At 41.4% G+C, this 19,521-nt stretch carries 19 protein-coding genes and 1 pseudogene; 12 read left to right on the top strand and 8 right to left on the bottom strand.

Features of this window, described 5'->3' with window-relative positions; translation table 11 throughout:
- Positions 1–8 precede the first annotated feature (8 nt).
- The gene (locus tag BCU34_RS05115) at positions 9–1,559 is read right to left on the bottom strand and encodes a PAS domain-containing methyl-accepting chemotaxis protein (RefSeq protein WP_102431751.1); all 1,551 of its coding nucleotides are present in this window, start codon (positions 1,557–1,559) and stop codon (positions 9–11) included.
- A 1,247-nt stretch (positions 1,560–2,806) separates the two neighbouring features.
- On the opposite strand from BCU34_RS05115, the gene BCU34_RS05110 reads away from it, so the two are divergent.
- Complete coding sequence (locus tag BCU34_RS05110) at positions 2,807–3,004, top strand: hypothetical protein (protein WP_017106023.1); 198 nt, start codon at positions 2,807–2,809, stop codon at positions 3,002–3,004.
- A 49-nt stretch (positions 3,005–3,053) separates the two neighbouring features.
- Here the strand turns inward: BCU34_RS05110 and BCU34_RS05105 are convergent, their stop codons facing one another.
- Together BCU34_RS05105 and BCU34_RS05100 are read right to left on the bottom strand one after the other, a co-directional pair.
- Positions 3,054–4,145: a transporter substrate-binding domain-containing protein gene (locus BCU34_RS05105; protein ID WP_102479453.1), complete on the bottom strand. Its 1,092-nt coding sequence runs from the start codon at positions 4,143–4,145 to the stop codon at positions 3,054–3,056.
- A gap of 184 nt (positions 4,146–4,329) precedes the next feature.
- On the bottom strand, positions 4,330–4,797 hold the full coding sequence (locus BCU34_RS05100; RefSeq protein WP_102479454.1) for a PaaI family thioesterase: 468 nt from the start codon (positions 4,795–4,797) through the stop codon (positions 4,330–4,332).
- 44 nt (positions 4,798–4,841) lie between these two features.
- Here BCU34_RS05100 and BCU34_RS05095 point away from each other — a divergent pair, with 44 nt between their 5' ends.
- On the top strand, positions 4,842–5,120 hold the full coding sequence (locus tag BCU34_RS05095) for a DUF134 domain-containing protein (RefSeq protein ID WP_102431413.1): 279 nt from the start codon (positions 4,842–4,844) through the stop codon (positions 5,118–5,120).
- Between the two features lie 52 nt (positions 5,121–5,172).
- Here BCU34_RS05095 and nqrM read toward each other — a convergent pair whose 3' ends face one another.
- The gene (gene nqrM / locus BCU34_RS05090; RefSeq protein WP_017109749.1) at positions 5,173–5,370 is read right to left on the bottom strand and encodes a (Na+)-NQR maturation NqrM; all 198 of its coding nucleotides are present in this window, start codon (positions 5,368–5,370) and stop codon (positions 5,173–5,175) included.
- Entirely contained in the window at positions 5,367–5,813 is a 447-nt protein-coding gene (locus tag BCU34_RS05085) for a NifB/NifX family molybdenum-iron cluster-binding protein (protein ID WP_102431412.1), read from the bottom strand. Before BCU34_RS05085 ends, nqrM begins: the two co-directional genes overlap by 4 nt.
- A 240-nt stretch (positions 5,814–6,053) precedes the next feature.
- Here BCU34_RS05085 and BCU34_RS05080 point away from each other — a divergent pair.
- Positions 6,054–6,476, top strand: a pseudogene (locus BCU34_RS05080) (GlcG/HbpS family heme-binding protein); the annotation flags it as partial.
- A gap of 88 nt (positions 6,477–6,564) precedes the next feature.
- On the opposite strand, the gene BCU34_RS05075 reads toward BCU34_RS05080, so the two are convergent.
- Complete coding sequence (locus BCU34_RS05075) at positions 6,565–7,854, bottom strand: sphingomyelin phosphodiesterase (protein ID WP_102431410.1); 1,290 nt, start codon at positions 7,852–7,854, stop codon at positions 6,565–6,567.
- Between the two features lie 346 nt (positions 7,855–8,200).
- Between BCU34_RS05075 and BCU34_RS05070 the strand changes: the two genes are divergently transcribed.
- The 7 genes from BCU34_RS05070 to BCU34_RS05040 all read left to right on the top strand — a co-directional run bounded on the left by BCU34_RS05070 (position 8,201) and on the right by BCU34_RS05040 (position 17,257).
- Positions 8,201–8,923 carry a DUF1007 family protein gene (locus BCU34_RS05070; protein WP_133148549.1) on the top strand — a complete coding sequence of 241 codons (723 nt, stop codon included), beginning with the start codon at positions 8,201–8,203 and terminating at the stop codon, positions 8,921–8,923.
- 75 nt (positions 8,924–8,998) lie between these two features.
- Positions 8,999–10,096, top strand: a complete 1,098-nt coding sequence (locus tag BCU34_RS05065; protein WP_102431409.1) for a nickel/cobalt transporter — start codon at positions 8,999–9,001, stop codon at positions 10,094–10,096.
- A gap of 293 nt (positions 10,097–10,389) precedes the next feature.
- Complete coding sequence (locus BCU34_RS05060; protein ID WP_102431408.1) at positions 10,390–10,884, top strand: YcxB family protein; 495 nt, start codon at positions 10,390–10,392, stop codon at positions 10,882–10,884.
- A 612-nt stretch (positions 10,885–11,496) separates the two neighbouring features.
- Complete coding sequence (locus BCU34_RS05055; protein WP_102479456.1) at positions 11,497–13,017, top strand: EAL domain-containing protein; 1,521 nt, start codon at positions 11,497–11,499, stop codon at positions 13,015–13,017.
- A 189-nt stretch (positions 13,018–13,206) separates the two neighbouring features.
- On the top strand, positions 13,207–13,512 hold the full coding sequence (locus BCU34_RS05050; protein WP_308829569.1) for a 3-methyl-2-oxobutanoate hydroxymethyltransferase: 306 nt from the start codon (positions 13,207–13,209) through the stop codon (positions 13,510–13,512).
- Positions 13,513–14,639: 1,127 nt separating this feature from the next.
- Complete coding sequence (locus tag BCU34_RS05045) at positions 14,640–16,211, top strand: hypothetical protein (protein WP_240698067.1); 1,572 nt, start codon at positions 14,640–14,642, stop codon at positions 16,209–16,211.
- A gap of 320 nt (positions 16,212–16,531) precedes the next feature.
- On the top strand, positions 16,532–17,257 hold the full coding sequence (locus tag BCU34_RS05040) for a metallophosphoesterase family protein (protein WP_102433628.1): 726 nt from the start codon (positions 16,532–16,534) through the stop codon (positions 17,255–17,257).
- A 29-nt stretch (positions 17,258–17,286) separates the two neighbouring features.
- Here the strand turns inward: BCU34_RS05040 and BCU34_RS05035 are convergent, their stop codons facing one another.
- Positions 17,287–18,213, bottom strand: a complete 927-nt coding sequence (locus tag BCU34_RS05035; RefSeq protein ID WP_102478982.1) for a hypothetical protein — start codon at positions 18,211–18,213, stop codon at positions 17,287–17,289.
- 387 nt (positions 18,214–18,600) lie between these two features.
- On the opposite strand from BCU34_RS05035, the gene BCU34_RS05030 reads away from it, so the two are divergent.
- Together BCU34_RS05030 and BCU34_RS05025 are read left to right on the top strand one after the other, a co-directional pair.
- A complete protein-coding gene (locus BCU34_RS05030; protein ID WP_102478983.1) occupies positions 18,601–19,038 on the top strand; it encodes a hypothetical protein in 438 nt (145 codons plus the stop codon).
- 1 nt (position 19,039) lies between these two features.
- Positions 19,040–19,216 carry a DUF1289 domain-containing protein gene (locus BCU34_RS05025; protein WP_020477243.1) on the top strand — a complete coding sequence of 59 codons (177 nt, stop codon included), beginning with the start codon at positions 19,040–19,042 and terminating at the stop codon, positions 19,214–19,216.
- 8 nt (positions 19,217–19,224) lie between these two features.
- Here the strand turns inward: BCU34_RS05025 and rcnR are convergent, their stop codons facing one another.
- Positions 19,225–19,500: a Ni(II)/Co(II)-binding transcriptional repressor RcnR gene (rcnR, locus tag BCU34_RS05020; protein ID WP_008223718.1), complete on the bottom strand. Its 276-nt coding sequence runs from the start codon at positions 19,498–19,500 to the stop codon at positions 19,225–19,227.
- Positions 19,501–19,521 lie beyond the last annotated feature (21 nt).

Genomic DNA, 19,521 nt, shown 5'->3' with positions numbered 1-19,521 from the left:
TATTGAGTTTAAAATCGAGCCACACCTTTTCTTAGCTCATTCAAGCTGAGTACACTTTGCTCATACTGCTTTTTACTGTCTTCCATGAGGTCGTGAGAAGCTTCAGCTTTACTATGGATGGAAAGAATATTCTGGTTAATCTCTTCTGATACATTCACTTGCTCTTCAATAGCGACAGCGATTTGGTTATTCCTATCAACCACTCCCTGTACCTTTTCGCTCAACAAAGTAAGGCTTTCTAGAGTCGATTGAATCGTTGTTTGAGTACGTTTCGCTTTTTCTGTGCCATTATTAACGGCCGTTACTGACTGACCACTGCCTGTGCATAGCTTTTCAATAACCGCTTGAATCTCTGTTGTTGCTTCTTGTGTTTTTTGAGCTAGCACTCGTACTTCATCCGCCACTACCGAGAACCCTCTTCCAGAGTCGCCCGCTCGTGCAGCTTCTATCGCGGCATTGAGGGCTAACAGGTTGGTTTGGTCTGCAATCGCGTTAATCATCTCAATAACGGAGCTTATTTGCTGCGTCTCTCTCTCTACAGACAGCGATATTGTCGATATATTGTCTAATTCACTAGTCAGCTCGACAAAGTTTTCTTCTACTTGGTTTAGTTCGTTCTGACAAGATAATAGCTCTTGTTGGGTGCTAAAGGTGGAATCTAGAGTACCTTGTGCATTTTGAGAGATTTCGCTTGAAGCCGCCTGCATTTCATTAATAGCTGTCGCTGCCATATCAATTTCTGTTTTCTGACTTTCAAGGTTTTCAGACACCGTTGCGTTCGATTCAGCCGTTTTATTCGCCTGCATTAGGGTTAATTCACATGAATCACTCACCGAAATTCGGATTCTGCCTAATAACGCTTTTGCATATTGTTTCCGCACCTTCATTCCTAAAGCAATTTCGGAGAGATCATCTACCTTACCAAAATAAATATGCTCCATTAAAGGGTTGTTGAACTCATTTTTTGCAATTTCACAAATACCCTCCAAACGACGCGTAAGAATATAGATTGATATTGAGCCACCTAAAAATAGCACTAATAAACTTTGCAGTTGTGTTACGAATTGATTAATTTGAAGCGCATAAACAATCCCGATTAGTAATATTGAGATCAAAGTTTGACGTTGCCAAAGTCTTGTCTTGGGTAACATAAGCTTAAACGGCGTTTTTCCTTTATTTAACGTTTCATAAGCTTTCTCTGCTCGTGCAACATATTCTCTTTTTGGCTTAAACCGAACCGACTGATATTCAACAATCTCGTTATCTTCTTTTAACGGAGAAGCAAAAGCATCAACCCAATAATAACCACCACCGTTCCGTTGGTTTTTCACCATACCCATCCAGTTACTCCCTGATTGAATATGGCTCCATAGGTCTTTAAATGCGGCTTTAGGCATATCTCTATGGCGAACCACATTGTGATACTCACCTACGAGCTCTCCTTCTTTGTAGCCTGCTACTTCATTAAAATGAGGGCTTGCATACTTAATTTTACTGGAAGGTTCTGTCACTGAAATCAGATTGTACGACTCTGGGTAATCATACTCTTGCTCTGTCATAAATATTTCCCTAGTTAAACTAGATAACAATCAACTTGTTGTGTGGTTCATCTATGCTACAACGTGCTGAAAAAGAAAAAATTTGATCCTTATCTCCTTCAAAAATAACCATTAGCCGTTGATAAAAAAGAATTTTTACATAAGTAAAACGAACATCAAATCTACCCAAGGGTTAAAAAAACAAATCCAAGGGCACGCCAACAACATAAGTGAAACCAATTTCACATTGACGTTAGATAAGGTTAGCTTATGAAACATAGAAGCGGGAACAATAAACATTACAAAAAGCAAGGCTATAGCGCATTTATCCAAGAATATCCCGACCTTCAAACTTTATAACCAAAAACCAATAAACCTATATAATTAATCCCTAATATACCGTCAAAATAAATATATTCCGTTGTAAGTAAACCATCTATTCTCATATGTTTGTCCAATCACTCTTTCAGATTCACCGAAAAAGTTCTTTATACCTTCACAATAGTTGGTTTGTATTTTGCTAATAATTGAAGGCTTCTAAGATAAATAAATTACAAAGCACAAAATGGTATGTAATTAGTTTTTATTATGATTAAGGGTTATAAAGACATGAGATTTATACGAGAAAATATTCTTTCACTTTCCTTGATAATATTCGGAACCTGTTCTTTAATATGCATCTGCAACCATATTATATTTAAGGAAACTTATGAATGTATTAGACAAGGATTGCTTATTACAGTTAGTCATTGATAACTTTCAAGAAGATGTCGCAAAATCCGTTGATTTCAACACGGGAGAAGTCGGTATTAAGTATACTTACCTTGAGCATAACCTTAATTTCTTCATGGACTTATCGATAGTAGAAAAAATATACTCGACAAGGTAAGGTGCGAATAACCTGATTTCGTTAAGCAATATTATCTTTGACGTTGATAATTCTATATGAGTTGTAAATCTCAAAAATAATAACTTTACCGGCATTCAACGCGCTATTTTAGTGACGTTAGTAATAAACCTATACTTTGTCGGAAACATTTTAGATACCTTAACACTCTCGCCTGTTCCGCGCTCTAACGCACCAGCCAGAACAATCCACTTCCAAAAACGAAATTTTAGCTTACTGGCTTTAGACCCATATCGCGTTGACGGTGACGCTTGAGAAGCGCATGCTTTTATTTCAAAGCAGAACCGCTCTTGGTTGCGTTAATAGCTTAACCTACCGATAACTTGTTCTGTGTAACGCATCTCATTGAAAGGCTGGTCACATGAATAAAGTTATTATGTTAGTAATGGGGCTGCTTTTTACCAGTCGATTATTTGCCAGTATTGGGCCGCACGTTAGTCAACTTGAGCATGATGCCCCTATTCTGCTTCGCTCAGCATTGATTGTCGGAGTTTCGGCTTATGCCGTTTGGACAGCGTTCAAATATTTCAAAAAGAACAAAGCTTCTAGTTCAGACTAACTGTAGCGGAAAGAACCCAGAAAACGTCGAAGTAAGCAGCAGATGTCGGTTATTGATCCGCAAAATAATCGACCAAGATTTTACGCCACTTACGCGACTCACGAATTTTCAGCAGCGCACGGTTTATCTCTTCTTCGTGTGAGTTATTTTCAGTAATGATAAATCCATAATTCTGCTTTTCTAACTGATACGGTAACACCTCTAGATCATCGAACTGTCCACTTGTTCTGCCATTACCGATCATATATTTGAGTACCACATCATCGGCTACGATGGCTTCAACTTCACCTTCCTCTAAAGCCGCCAACAGTCTCGGCATATCCACATAACTCTTGTGTCGAATACCAAAGCTAGTGAGCATCAAAGAAGAAGTCGTCGCGACTTTTGCCCCTACTTCAACATCCGCAAGATCATTAACGCCTTTAATATGGGAAGAACCTTGGCTAAGCGTAAGCTTGCTGGCTAATACCGCAGTAATACTGGCGATGAACAGCATACTCAATACACCAATGAATACTGTGGCAATTCGTCCGGTTAAGCTTTTGAACTCAAAGTAATTGAATGGGCCTCGAGTGATGAACAGTAAGCCAAGTATGAAGCTTTCTAACCAACGACCAGTACGGCTTTTCATCGAATAGAGCTTTTCATTCTCACCGTGCTCCAACACGTAAAAAAATGCGCCAATGACCCCAGAGATAAAAACGATAACACCAATGATCACCCACAATGCAGGGTTTAAGAAAATGGCGCGCAAGGTATGAAGGTAGCCCTGTTTCTTCACTGCGATAGCAAGGTGAGTTTCGTAAAAGGAATGGGAAAAGTCAGCAAACAGCTCACGCTCTGGGGTGATTGAAATACAAGAGACTCCGATATCGATTTGCTCGGTTTCAATCGCATTGAGTAGTTCATCCAAACGGTGATTCTCTATCGTGTATTCAACGTCCATTTCTTTGGCGATCTGTTCCCAAAGCTCGACACTTAGGCCATTCCATTCACTTTCCATCGAACTAATCACAAAAGGCGGACAAGGGTAAACACCAACTTTAAGCGGAGCAGACGAAGCAAAAGTGCTGAAGAATGGAAAAAGTAAAACAATTGAAAGAGCACAGTATCGAGGTATCGATTTGAAGAATTTTTGCATCAGCAGCCCTCCAGAAAAAGGCAGCGATGAATTGAATCGAGTGCAAAGGCTCGCCTAACGAACACACCTTAGCGTCCTCAAAAGTGAAAAGAGTTTATGACAAATTCAATGTTGCCCTAGCTTTAATAGTTATAACTTTAACTATAGAGAACCCTACTTATTCTGCAAAATATTGGGCTTAAACCTAAGACATAAACTGGCTCTGTGCTGACGAACACAAGGTTCCGTTCTGAGTAATTTGGCTCTCTAAGAAGTGAATATTGCGTCTGCTTTTAACCCATTGAGCGCGAATTTCTAACTCTTTATCAATGGCTATTGGATGATGAAAACGAGACGTTAAACTCACCGTCATCGCATTGATACTGTTTTGGAACAAACAATGCAGCATAGCGCTGTCGTGTAATGTGGTAACAATACCGCCCTGCATGATGCCATCGTAGCCCTCGACTTTATCTGTTGGTACAATCTTGGCTCTGGTTTCATATTTAACTAAAGCTTCACTCTTAATTGAAGCTTCATGATTGGCCAAGGCTTTATGATTGACTAAAGTCTCGCGTTCGCCAACGGCTTCAAAACAAATGGGGCTGTCTGCGAAAAAACCTTGGCTGCATACTTGGCAGTGCCGATGGTTGTGAGGAATGAAAACCTTCATACTTACCCTTATTCCTTTTTACCCTTAAATTCCTAGAGATTGATATGGCTCGACCAAAAAAACATCGCCAGTTATGTACCCGTGCGGCTTACTCTTGTTTTAAGCCTAATGGCGTTCCTATGGACGAGCTTCATAAAGAAGAACTGCTATTAGAAGAGTTAGAAGCCTTACGCTTGGCTGATCAAGAAGGATTGAGCCAGCTTGAAGCCGCCGAGCAAATGCAGGTATCTCGCCAAACGTTCGGCAATATCATTAAGCGTGCACGAGCCAAAGTCGCCAAATGCATCGTCAACGGCCATGCTTTGGTCATTCAAGGCACTTAACTCGCGTCCTAGCCAGGAATGATTTAACGCAAAGGCCACTCATTCCCAAGACTTAGCTTGATGGCTCAGTGATCTGATACAACGTTCGGCTATGCTCTTCGCACACATCCTTGCAATTGCATTCGCGCTCAATGTCTAACTGCGCGAGCCCTCCACAACTGCCTTTGATTGGCTTACGTGAAAAAATCACGCCTATCGCCATCAGAAAGACGATTCCAACAAAACCCAGTAGCGTGAGTAAGAAAGTCATTTACGGACACCTCGAATAACACTGAACCTATTCGACCGTGGTGTGTGAATCGACGTTTCTTTCTTGTGTCCTTTGTCACCGCACGTTTTCTCGCGACACCCGCTATTTCTGGGCTCTCGACCATAATCGAGGTCAGTGACTTCTTGCAGATTGCTGAAATCCAGCGAGGCAACTTCCGCCTTTCCTGTCGATGCAAAAACTCTAATATCGTTGTTGAACAAGTGTGCCAACATCTTCTTCCCTATGTGACGGACAACTACAGCCTTCACATCGTAAGATTTAACGACAGACATCCATTGTTTCTTCTTATTGCACGGGCTGTCCGACTCAACCAAAGGAATAAGCTGCTTTATTTGTTGTTGCTCATCGACAATAGCTATCTCCGGAGAACGAGCAAAGTGGTTGCCGACATGAAGGTCGCGGCAAGGTATTGCGTATAACATGGTAACTTCCTGTTATTGATGATCAGGAGTTCAGAATACGCCCCATTATTAGCATATGCCAATAACTATCGTGTGAAAAATAAGATTTACTGAATCGATAAGTACGATCAAAAACAACAGTCAGCCAATATGGTTAGCGCAGATTAGTTTACCTCCCGCATCTAGTCATGGAAAAGCCCCTTACCCAGAAACAAGAATGCCCCCGCTATTGCTGGGCATTCTTTATACGGAAGAGTTGAAGAAACACAAACGGTCTCTTTTACTCAAATCTCGTCACAAGCGGCATTCAAGCTCGCACATGAAGCGGTCAATCAATGTGAGGCAGATGGCGACAAGGTTTCTGCGACTGTCGTTGATTTGTCGGGTAATGTGATTGCTCAACTGCGTTCTGATGGCGCTGGCATCCACACACTTGATAGCTCACGCAAAAAAGCGTTCACCGTGGCGAGCATGAAACAACCATCAGCTAACCTAATGAAGCTCATTGCCGATAAGCCGATCATGCAACCCCTTCAGAATATGGACGAAAACTTGCTGTTCTTAGCCGGTGGTGTTCCAGTACAGGCGAACAATGCGATGATTGGTGCGATTGGTGTGGATGATGCGCCAGGCGGTCACCTAGATGTGGCGTGTGCTGAAAAAGCGATTAAGAAGTTCTTCTAGAAACCTGATGCGATTTGTCCAAATGAAAAGTGCCCCGCAATTGCGGAGCACTTTCCAAAAGGTCAGACATAAATAAGAACCGCTCACCCTAAGGCACTTCAAAGCGGCCACTCATAGCAAGGTGATCAGATAAATCCCACACACCCCACATTTCCTCATCAAAGCTACGTAACACTTCTATCTTGCTGGTACTAGCCACCACACTGCCATTATCTGAATACAATAGATAATCCAGCCGTTCTTGAGCAAATTCATCACTGTTTGATAAGTTTTGGTTCACAAGCGGGTCATAACTATAGATTAATGAGCCTTCTAAAGGCGGTTCTCGCAAATTCAGTATTCTTAGCATTTGAGTAAAGTCGATGGGAAACTTATGTTTGGCGATATTGAAATCACCACCGAAAATCACGGGTTCATCTTGCGGTAAATCGAGCTGTTCGACAAAAGCGAGAATTTCCCCGACCTGAAGCATTCTTATATTCCTGTGCTCACGAGAATTCCATGAACCAAGGTGCAAATTAAACAAGTGATAAGGACGGCTATCTTTTATTATCTTGGTATAAAGTACGCCTTTATCTGCAGCGCAATCTGTGCCCTTGCAGTTATCAAAAACGTGCTGCGCCTGTTCAACTATAGGGTATTTACTATAGGTAATAACGCCGCCATCATAAGTATTGCTACCGCCGCCATCGAGCTTGTTACTCACGAACTGAAAGTGGCTTTGCATCGCAGCATTCAAGCGTACTTCATTTTCCCGCCTAAACACCTCTTGCATAAAAACCACGTCGTTATTGCTGACCGCATCAGCGATTCGCCTATCTCGATGGTTCATGTGTTCTCCCACAAAAGGGAGCAACCAAACGTTATAGGTCAGAATATTGATGCTATTTTCATTAGATGACAGAGTGGTTGGCTCTTCACTGATAACGAACGTAATGTCATCGTAGCCGCCTGTATATTCGGCTTTATAATGATACTGATAATCTCCTTTGTAATTCCCGTGAATCTCTCGGTCATCATCTAGCTCGCCCATATGCGTAGTTTCCGGGTCAACAAGCGTAAAAGACATGTTTGACCCCCATGCCGTCCCTTTTAGCTTTACAACCGGTGTGAGGTGTTCATACCCTAAAAAGATAAAAAAGTAGTAATCTTTGCCATACTCTATGCCACTGTATCGACTCAAGTTGGCAATCTCAGCGTAACTATAAGGCTTAATACGGTTAATTCCCGTTGAAGTGATAACTTGCTCATCACCAGATATAAGGAAGTTAATTTCCTCATCGGTGTTATTCAATATGTGTATATTGGTATCTGCTTTAATAGCACTCGAGAAAAACAGAAAGCATAAAAATGTCGCACGCATTAATTTGATCGTCATCACTTCAGGCTACTCTTTTCGTGTACCACACCCCATCAAACGTCAAAATTATTAGAGCTTAGTTTCATAACAAATACAAAAAGAGATGGCACTAAAACAGGGTAATTTGATGAGTTTGGGTATGGGAGGCTCATAAAAATAGTACCTCGACTTGCTTCGTCACTCGTCGGCATTGCGGTAATACTTACCTGTCTGGTAAACATCAACAGTTCCAGTTCCAGTTCCACAGCTTGACTGGTTTGAAGTGCTATCGTCTAGTACTCAAACAAAACATGACACAAATTTGATGTAAACCAAACTACAAGTTGTTATATTATAACATTACGTCAAATAACTATTATGTCTCATGAAACAGCTATTTATTCTAACCAAGGTACTCAGCTGCCTCTCTTCACGATATGTACGTCGCTTCTCAACACACCTACGCTCCATTAAGCGTTTACCATTTTGGTTAGCAATACTGATTTTTGCTCCGAACCTACAAGCACACCCCCATTCTTGGATCGAAATGAAAACTCATATCGAGGGACAAAATGGCATGATCACCGGCTTGTCAATGGAGTGGTCTTTTGACGCCATGACGTCCATGTACATGCTGGATGGTGAAGACGTTTCTCCAGAGAAAGAAAAGGAGACGTTCAAGGACTTGGCAGCATCTGTAATTGAAAACATGATGTACGAACACTACTTCACTTATTTCTACGACGGTAAAGAACCAATCAAATATCAGGTTGCTGAACATGCGAAGTTCGAACGTGATAAAGCCAAAATGGTCCTCACATTCGACCTTCCACTTTCAAAACCTAAACCTGTCACACGCGACTCCCTTCGCATGTTGATTTTTGATCCTAGCTACTTCGTTGATATGTCGTGGATCTCAAATAATGATGTCACCTTATCTAATTCGCTCGCTAGGCAATGCCAACTAGAGATCGTTGAGCCAAATCCTACTCCTGAGCAAATGAGCTATGCGATGTCTTTGCCTGCCGATGCTGACCCAGACAACACCTTAGGTCAGCTATTCACTCAGTCGGTTGAGCTTCATTGTGCCGCAATTCCCGCGTCTTAACTACAACCGCACGTTTCTACTCATTAAGGCTCTCTATGCAAAATGAGAGTGAACTCTGATATAGGTTTTTGTTACATGCTGAAAAATCAAATTCAAACAAAATACTACCTGATAGGTGCCACTGCCTTAATACTCGTTGCTATAGGCGCATACCAACTGTGGGTAATGTGGCCATCATTGGTGATATCCAGTATTCAATGGCAAAGAGAAATCAATTCCGAGCTCGCAGACCTACTCTATGAAGCTAAATCCAATCCTTGGGGGGCAGGCAGTTACCTTATCGGATTCAGCTTTATCTACGGCATGCTTCATTCACTTGGCCCGGGCCACGGCAAGGTCATCGTTTCGACCTACTTAGCCACTCACCCAACCAAAGCGAAAGCCAGCTTAGTGCTTACAATCGTATCTGCATTCCTACAAGCATTGGTCGCGATCTTATTAGTTAGCGTTTTGCTGTGGGGCTTTAGCGCTTCTATGCGAATGGTGAATGACAAAGCAAATATGTTTGTTTCATTAAGTTTTGCTTTAGTTGCAGTGGTCGGTGCGTTGATCTGCTGGAAAGCACTCAGAAACATCTACCGTTCAATCCGTAAACCAAAACTGAAAGTGAAAGCCATCACCACATTAGCTGCCGGTACGTCTTCGCCAATTTCAGTCCAATCACCAATGGCGCTTCGCTCATCAGTACCAGCTGGTTCAATGATGTTGACCCCATCTAACGCATTACAACCGGCAGAACACGCTCACGCAGATCATTCACATGCAGACTGTGGATGCGGCCACCAGCATGTTGCCGATGCAGACGCTATAAACAAAGCTTCAACACTTCGTGAATATGCGGGAATCATCGTGACGATAGGCGTGAGACCATGTACTGGCGCGATTATGGTTCTGCTTTTCGCAAACATGGTTGGTTTATATTGGATGGGTGTTGTCAGTGCTTTTGCCATGGCGATTGGTACTGCTTTCACAACCTCGACGATTGCTATAATGACACTAACAGGCAAGAACTTGGTAAAACGCTATTTGGCTGCAGGTAATAAGAGTAACAGTGCGACACTGAAAGCCGCAGGTCATTATTTACAACTATTTGGTGGGGTTTTGCTTGTCTTAATTGGCTTGTTGCTAATGAGTGGGCAAGACAGCGGTATGTCCCCAGTGTTTACGATGTAACGGTTATAGATGCGCTCTATTACGATTAGAAGTTAATCACCATTACCGTAAACTAAAGACCTCTCAACAAGGGGGCTTTTTATTTTAGTGACATAAACACCCGTTAACCTTATTCAAACAATGCATGACTGTTAGTCTAAATAGACCTTGTCAGTATCATCGACTTACAAAACAAAACCAAAATAGCTAAAGATAAGCCATAAGAAGCGATACAATACCCAAGTTGCGAGATCGCAGCATGAAATACCAATTCAAAGAAAACCCATTAACAAGAAGCATTAAAGTAGCCTCACATGTCTAAAGAACCCGGTTTCACAACAGAATACAAACTCGACAAGACGTTTTTCGCGGAGTGTTATGATCAAACTAGCCTTCCGACTCAATTTCCAAAAGCCTACTTAAAAGGAATACTGTTTCTTATTTTTGGCGTGGTTCTACTGGAGTTTGAACTGTTACCTAACGGTTATGTTGGTTGGTTCTTTATTGTTTTGAGTGTGATTGAAGCATTCAGTGTGTACTGCAAAAGAACCTGGTGGTTATGGCGACAAAGAATCAGCTCAGGCGCAGGCAGCAAAATTGTCTTTCAAGGTGATGCTAGCGGGGTGAGTTACAAAAACCACAAAGCCACCAATACTATCGCTTGGAGTGACATCGACCAACTTGAACAGACCGATCTCGGCTTTATCCTTCATATTGGAAAACAGCGCCAATATGTCAGTAAATCTTGTTTAAGCGATGAAGCAATCGCGTTCATGATTGAACAGCACGAAGCTTCTAAAGCGAATTAACAAAATGTACTAAGGCCTCACAAATTTGAGGCCTTAGTATTACCTGGCTTTGAGAAGCTGACTCCCATCGCACTACGCTTACCCCATTGACCTAAATCACACCAAAATAGCCCGATCTCTTTCTTACTCCTCAACGAATACTCATCAAAAGATATCATTGCCGCCTCTTATCCACTGAACACAAAAATATAATGGGTTTATTTGTACAGCAAAGTCTATTAAATGGACATTTACCATTGAATAATGTGTCCCTGGCAATTAATTAACCCTTAAGATTAAAAGGATTAATTTCAAATGTATTGTTCCATTATCCGAAGGGAAAAGAATCTAACCTAATACTGATGATTTGATGAAGAGACGCTAACGTAAACAACTTACCGCGCCAGTTAAAATAAAGCTGTGCGTACTTAAACCTTATGCACACACTTGAGCAATGTTTTCGTCAAATTGAGAATGACAAGCGAAAAAAGAAGCAATCATCAGTGAATTTGGTAAATACTACCTTATACTGACAATTATATATTGATCCTCTATGTAACATTGGAGTTACTAGCATCTAATTCCATACCCTACTCGTTCAATAATAAGATGATTAACTAAACTAGGTTCTCTATGTTTGCAAACAAAAAAACTAGCCCAACATATCTAATATGTCTTTCTTTTATTCCCAGTGTCTTGGCGCTCACTTTTTTGTATCTCAGTTTTGGCCGTTCACTGGATGAGCAAGCAAACCAGAAAGCAATGAATATTGTTCAAGAAGTAGATGAGATTCTTGAGTTTGGTAAGGAGACCAACACGAGTGCTTTAAAGCTATTGCAAAGCTCTAATACCTGTGAAGACGAGGCCCTCGCCCTTAGACATCTTGTAGCAACCATACCTTACGTACGAAGTGCCAATCTAGCGAAAGACAATGTAATCTTCTGCACCTCTATCTGGGGTGAAAGCAATTACAAGTATGATCCTACCGCATACACTTCAGGACAATTACTGCTGCTTAATGGAAGTAACGTTGATACTTCTCACCCTCTTATCGTGGTGAGGTCAACGTTGGATGATCACGCGGCATTAAGTGGAATTGATAGCCTTTACCTGAGAGAGTCGCTCACTTCAGACAGCAAGTTACGGTCATTTATTGCAGTCGGTGATAAGTGGCTTGATAGTAAAGAGTTGACCGTAAAAACAAACCCGGTAGAAAAACTCATCTCTTGGCATCAAGTATCATCAAAACAGTTTCCTTATAGCGCACACGCAGGTTTTGCTTACCCTAATATGCTAACGGCATTCTGGGTCAAGGATAAGCAACACATTGTAGCCATCATACTGCTGCAAACTCTGTTTGCCCTTTATCTTGTGTGGCTATCAAGGCGTCCCTCTAATCTATACCTCGAAATCGAACGAGCAATGGAGAGGAAAGAGTTTGTCCCGTACGCTCAGCCGATTGTGAATAGTAAAACTCATGCAATACAAGGCATAGAGATTCTATTGAGGTGGAAACACCCAGTACAAGGTATCGTGAGACCAGATCTGTTCATTCCTAAGGCTGAAACCTCTGGTCTTATTGTACCTATGACACACCAATTGATGCGGCTCACAGCTATGCAAATTAAGCCTTTCATAGACAAGCTACCTAACGGTTTCCATGTGGGTATAAACATCTCACCCCAGCACTGTTCGAAAGGCACATTGCTGAAGGCGTGTCAGGAATTTATCGATATTATTGACTGTGACGACGTTACTCTAGTTCTAGAACTCACAGAAAGAGAAGCACTAAACTACTGCGATTTAACGGATGATATTTTCGGGAAAATCAAGGCGCTCGGATGCAAGATAGCAATAGATGATTTTGGTACGGGCCACTCCTCTTTGGTTAACTTACAAAAAGTAGACCTCGACTACCTAAAGATTGACCAAACCTTTGTCCGAGACATTGGCGTTGACACAATAACAGGCCACCTGCTTCAAAACATGATCACCTTGTCGCACGACTTATCACTAGATGTTATCGCGGAAGGCGTTGAAACAGTGCAACAAGCCGATTATTTAAAAGAACGAGGCGTCAACTACCTACAGGGCTTCTTGTTCGCTAAACCAATTCCACTTGAAGAGTTTTTGAATAACCAAATAAGCCATTGAGAATAGCTAAACAAAGCAAGCTGAGAGTATTTGTCTATTGCTCTCAGCTTGTAAAAGATGCATCAACCTTTAAGTAACTCAATAAATCTCGCCGGGCTTCTTCCTGTCATCATCTTAAACATATAAATAAATGATGATGGGGAGTCATAACCAAGCTCGGAAGAAGTCCCGCTAACACTTTTCCCTTTTATCATTACAGCACGAAAACTCGAAAAAATTGGAGCATTTTCATTACTTGTTGAAGGCGTCGATGCGCTCACAGCTCGAGAAATCACCCGTTCTGTATCGATCCCAACGATTGGTATCGGAGCTTCACCCGAATGTGATGGTCAAGTGTTAGTGACCGAAGACATGCTGGGTTTATTCACTGAATATACACCTAAGTTTGTCAAAAAATACATCGACCTAAGCCAACTAATCAAAACATCATTTAGTGAATATGAACAAGAAGTAAGAAATGGTGTATTCCCCACTAGTGAGCATTGCTTTGATTAGTTTGACCCTTCATGGAAACTCTGAAGGCGGAAAATATAAGCGCTAGATCAAACAAAATGTGCATATATCGGGCATTTCCTGTTCAAACATCACAGTTTCCCAATTACAAATTTGCAACATCTACAACATAATGTTCATATTAAACCGTCTGCATAACCTTGTAGAATATCTTTACTATGAAATAAGGGCTTTTCATTTGTAATGATTCTTCTCGTTTGTATTTGCCATCCTTCGGGGTGGCTTTTTTTTAATTAAAGCCTTAGGCCATTTTCATGTCTTCGCACGTACTTACACCGAACTAACTCGACGGATTTATCAATAAAAACTCTTATATATTAATATTTTACACACCATCAAGTTATCTCATACCCTATTACCTCACACACAAAATTAGGACCTATCATGTTAAAATGGACAATATTTTTTCTACTGCTCTCAATAACAACTCACGCGGCAGCTTCATTAGATCCATTGGGTAATGGCAATATTCTTTAGTATTTAAGAAGTCACTTAGTCAATTAAATTTAGCGTATTAATAAACACAGTTTTCCAGTACAACACTTATATTCTCTTTTTAAATTAAATCTGATACTAATGACGAGTTTTATTTAAAAAGAAGAATAAGTGTTCCAAAGCCACGTTCCACTCTCGCATTACTCATTGTAAATTCAGCGACAACTTACATCTAACCCTTACAATAAGCTCCTCCGATTGATAACGCTAAATCACACCTTATCTTTCCTCCCGACCCCACGCGGCAAGTACTGATAATAACCTTAAATTAAAAAAGGATTATTTAATTTAAAAATAATCGCCTATATTGCGTCAAAAAATAACAAGCGACAAATGACTGACCAAATACCTCAGAATAATCAATCTTAGGTGGGGATATATATTACAGATATGCTGCCAGTTACCTAAAATCGTCATTTAACCAACCATTTATAAAACATTAGTTTGCACAGCTGACAATACAATAAAAATAACTATAATCGCGCAACTCTTTAACAAGTCGACAAAGGTATTTAAACAAAGCGTCCTAACTTACTCGTATTCATCCCAAGATTTGAATACACAATTATTCTGCTCAGAATCATTGACCGCTCGCAACAAAACACCTGATTCCAATGTTGGTTTCAGATAAAAATAAAGTGACGGTTGAGTTAGAAAGAAATATCAATCACACAATCAAGAACACAGGTCAGCTCATGCAAAACAAGAACATTAAGAAACACACTATTTCAATCGCAGCAATGCTTGCTATAGCCCTTACTGGGTGCGGTGGTGGCTCAAGCGGCGGTGGCTCGAATGGAGGAGGCTCAAACGGTAATGGCTCAATTGATCCGGCACCGCTCGTTAAGCTTCCGGCCCTCAAATCACTGAGTATTCCCCAAACCAACTTTCAGACAATTGAGCCTTCTAATTTTTACATTGAGCCCGCAAGCAATACGGCATTAAATATGATGGCGTACAAAAATTCACAAGGTGACGACCACATATTCGAAGTTGCCTTCCAGCCATGCGAACAATGTGATCCCCCCGTAATGCCCACGGTTACACGTGTCTTCGATATCAACCAAAAGTACACCATGTTCAATATGAACAACTCAACGGTTGCTTGGAATGGTCAAACGTATCATGGCAATTACCCTGTCATCATGGACAAACAAAGTGGTCAGCTCTATCCCATCGTGATTGATGGTAATGTATCGGAATTTGACGCCCAGTTAGCCAACGAGAGTCCATTTCTTAGCCAACAGAAACAAGGTGATTTAATACCAAATACGACACTATATAGCTTTGACATTACAGACGACGTTCATTGGCATACATATGGAATCTTCAAAGCGGTACTAGAAAACAATGCCTTTGTCTTCAAGACGTTAAAGAGTCATGCGCGTGCCGATGAGCGAGACATGCAGATAGATGCACAAGGTAACATTCTTGTCAACTATCAAGATCCACATACATCTACAAATCATGCAATAAATTTTAATCACTATGCCTATATTAAAAATTCAGATGAATATCAGGAACTAGACTATCACGATACTCATTCGCGTTATGATTCCTTCAGAGTGGTTGATGGCAAGCTAGCAGGGATCGACCATGCAGAGCGAAACTACTTTTCATTTGTTAAACCAGAGGGAGACAAGTTAGTCTCGACGATAAGCCAATACGATATTACGAGTTCTATAGGCAACACAGTTAACACTAGCAAACGCAGCCCACAAATTAATGGTTACGATATGAATATTGGTTGTGTCGTTAATAAGCTCAATGAGAATAGCTACGATTACGTTGGGGAAAGTGAGCTTATAGAGAGAAGTCGCCCCTACTCTTCATTCGATGCGTTGAGAGCCTCGCAACATACCCTGTTTTGCGTCGATTACAATGAATCTTGGGTTAAGGAAGGGGTAACAGTCAAAGTATCGGCATTTGATACTGAGACTGAAACATTCTACGACTTTGATACCGGTATAGAGCTTAACAAGGATTTTTACGCACCAGACGTTGATAAATTAACCGCTATCGATGGCGCTGTCGTACAATCTGATCAAACGGTCATGCTGTACATGAATCAAGTCCACAGTGACGAGATCGTAGAGTTTTACATCAACCCAATTTTAAAGACGGTTGAGCAAAGAACTAATCATGGCTTTATATCTCCTACTGGGTTCGCTTCTTTAAGCCACTAAGGTTGAATGCTTTCCTCCACTAGTTTATGGGAGCCGTTCTCTTAAACCTACCTCACACTATGCCTGCTCATACAGCAGGCATTTTTGTACTAATTAAAACTAACGGACGCATGGCGATCCAGGAGCTTGGGAGCAAAGAGTGACCGGATAACATAGCTGAACAATTTGTAGAAAATGGTAAGCTAATTAGTATCTTGTATGATTGGCAATTTAAACCCGTAGAGCGATATACGCTCTGGCTGAACCATAAAGGTGAACACCTAAAATAAAAGCGCTGCTTGATTATCTCACTCAAGAATTGAAATGACCGGACGCCAATAATGAACACCATTTACCAAATCAGTGATTGCCACCTTTCAGATGAATCCAGCTATGAAAACCTGCGAAAAGCACTGGAATACGTCAACAAAGACACGAAGTGTGAGACCATTTTTCTTACCGGTGATATTTGTTGTAACCCCAAACTGGGAGACTACATTCGATTAGAGGCGTTCATTAGGCAACACATTAGCAAACAATCTATTTACGCGATTGCAGGCAACCATGACGACTCTTCCTTGATGCGTAAAGAGTTAAAAGGATCGACGATCTGCGTGACCGATAGAGCCAACGTTTGTGGGCGTGAATTTCTATTTCTCGATTCGAGTTTCAAACCCAAAGGCAGCGTTCACCCGCTCGGTTCAGGACGTATCAATAATCGTGGCCTGGCCCAGTTAAAGAAGCAACTGAGAAAAGCAAGCCACCCTATCCTTGTTATTCACCACCCTATCATCCCTGTCGGTGCCGATTGGATGAAAGCAATCCGTCTTGAGAACGATTTTTACATGATGAAGGTGCTTCAGAAATATGGAGTACGAGAGGTGATTTGTGGTCATGGGCATGATCAAATAACAACGACACAACAAGGCATGACCCAGTATATGGCACCTTCTACAGCTTATGGGTTCGACCACTCGATTGAGGAGTACAATCGCAGTGATAAGATTGGATTAAGCAAGCTCTCCGTATCACAGTACTCATTTGATTATCTGGTTATCTACCTTTGAATATGTGCGTTTGAACTTACGCGCTACAACTAACTGGTAAGCCATTCATCTAACACGGAGATGAATTTGGGGTTTATGAGATAACCAATAGAAGCGTGCGGGTTACTTTGCCCGTCACACACATTGAGATTGTAAATTGGATAAATGTCTTTCATTCCACCAGCAATCAAATCCAGTTTGAGCATCTCTTGAAAGTCATTTTTGATTTTGCTGTCGTGAGAGATAAAGTCATCTTCAGCCGACAAGTTCACCCACCTATGAATATTTAAAGGGTACTTTTTCATGCCCTCTAAACGGCTCCCTTTCAAGCGCTCTTTTACACTCTCATCGCCTAATGGTGAACCTAACGTAACCAGAAGATCAATCTTCTTTTTAGCGCCGTAAGCGTTTCGGTACTCACTGTAATGGGAGAGTTTCCATAACACGTCATAACTGATCATTGTGCCAAGGCTATGTGCTACGATCATCACCTCATCTTGGTTATCTAGCGCCTCTCTCAGATCCGCCATTAATCGATACCTTACGTCGCTACCAAAGTAAGAGTCTTCATACCAATAATGAGTCATGTCGGGAGCGACTAAGGCTATAAGTGGCTCTGCCATTTTCAAACGACTGAGCACAGAAGAAAAAGTATCGGCAAGCGCCTCGTGCAGGAACCCTGCCTTTGAAACTTCACCATATGTTTTCTTATTAAACTGATGGGACTTGTAGTCTTTTAGATCGATCAAAGCCTGTTGGCGGCCGAGCGGGTCTTCAGTTGGCTTGTTCAATAATGCGTTTGATAAGTCGCCAAAATACACGAAGCGCTTCTCGATATTCTGGAAAGCTTGGAGTGAATCAGAACCATTACAATCACGCTGTAACCCATGTTCAATAGCACCGTACCACAATGATTGAAGCGGCTCCCTGTCGGGCTTTTGCCCCCGACCGTGGATAAATATTATTTTCTTAGCCATACCTTAAAAACCATGTTCACTATCAACATTAATCATCGGGCGGCTATTTTCCTGAAAATTAACGAGGATAGAACCGATTTATTTCGCTTACCTTGTTTTATGCGGCCTACATAACTGAAATGTACCCTCGTTAAACATCAACTTGTCAGTTTCAATTCGTAAATACCCCATACATGAGGGCCTTGAATCACATGGGGAATACTGCTGGGTCAGGGTGCATCAGTGTCCTTTCAAAACAAGCCAATTCCTATTCTGACACGCTGAGATAGGCTCTAAGATTCGGTGATATACAATAACCACATATACTAGGGGGTAGTATTTAATACTCAGGGGGAGTATAGTTTTTTTAACACACTATCTCACAAACCACGGCTTAAGAGTTTCCATATGAAAGATGTTAAAGGTGTTTTCCGCAACCTAGAGAAGATGCTAAGAAAAGCAAACTGGTTCGAGGATGGTTGGGAGATCTATAACCGTGGCGAGTACCTTCAGTTATATAAAGAGACTTGGTTCAACCAAAAACAGGGCGGTATCCACTTTGAGACCTTTATCGAAGGGCCTCAAATTAAGCAAAAGGCCTTTCCTGTTTGCATGCATGCGGAAGAAGACTGCCCTTCCCAAGCAGAATTTATACGCCAGTTTAAAGCACTAGAGAAAGCTCGCATTGAAAGTTGGAAAGGCTATAAAACCCAAGATAACATTTACGGGATTTGCCAGAGAACCCTCCCCCTAAACTTTAAAAACCTAGAACAGCGTTTGTTCGAGGAATTCAACCGGCTGCGCTCACTTGAAGCCAGTGTAGAGAAAGTACTAGATAGGCTCTAATATGAAAAAACAGAAAAGCCCTTGTATTGATATGTGCGATTTTTCACACGACAAAGGGTGGTGTTTAGGCTGTGGTAGAACACGAGAAGAGTGTAAGGCCTGGAAATCAATGAAGCCTTACGCTGTTAATGTTCTCAAGAAAGAACTAGTAAAAAGAAAGGCTCAAATGAACCGCTAAAGCAAGCGCTATTTGATGTATGAATCCAATACTTTCAGTACCACTTCCATATCTTCTTCACGCTGAACTTTGTCATCTTCTAGTACCACATGCTCTAGAAGGTGACCTTTAATGACCTCTCTCATCAAGCCATTCACTGCGCCACGAATCGCTGCTATTTGCTGCAGTACGTCTTGGCACTGTTGCTCGTCGTTATCGAGCATCTTTTTTAAACCATTGACCTGACCTTGTATTTTGCTAACTCGGGCCTTTAGTTTTTTCTGATCTTTGGCTGTATGTGACATAACGTAGGTACTCAAGGTAAT

The sequence above is a fragment of the Vibrio sp. 10N.286.45.E10 genome, from assembly GCF_002874195.2.
GTDB classification, from domain to species: Bacteria; Pseudomonadota; Gammaproteobacteria; order Enterobacterales; family Vibrionaceae; genus Vibrio; species Vibrio crassostreae.
Note: the sequence above shows the minus strand (reverse complement) of the source record. Positions and strands in the feature narration are given on the sequence as shown.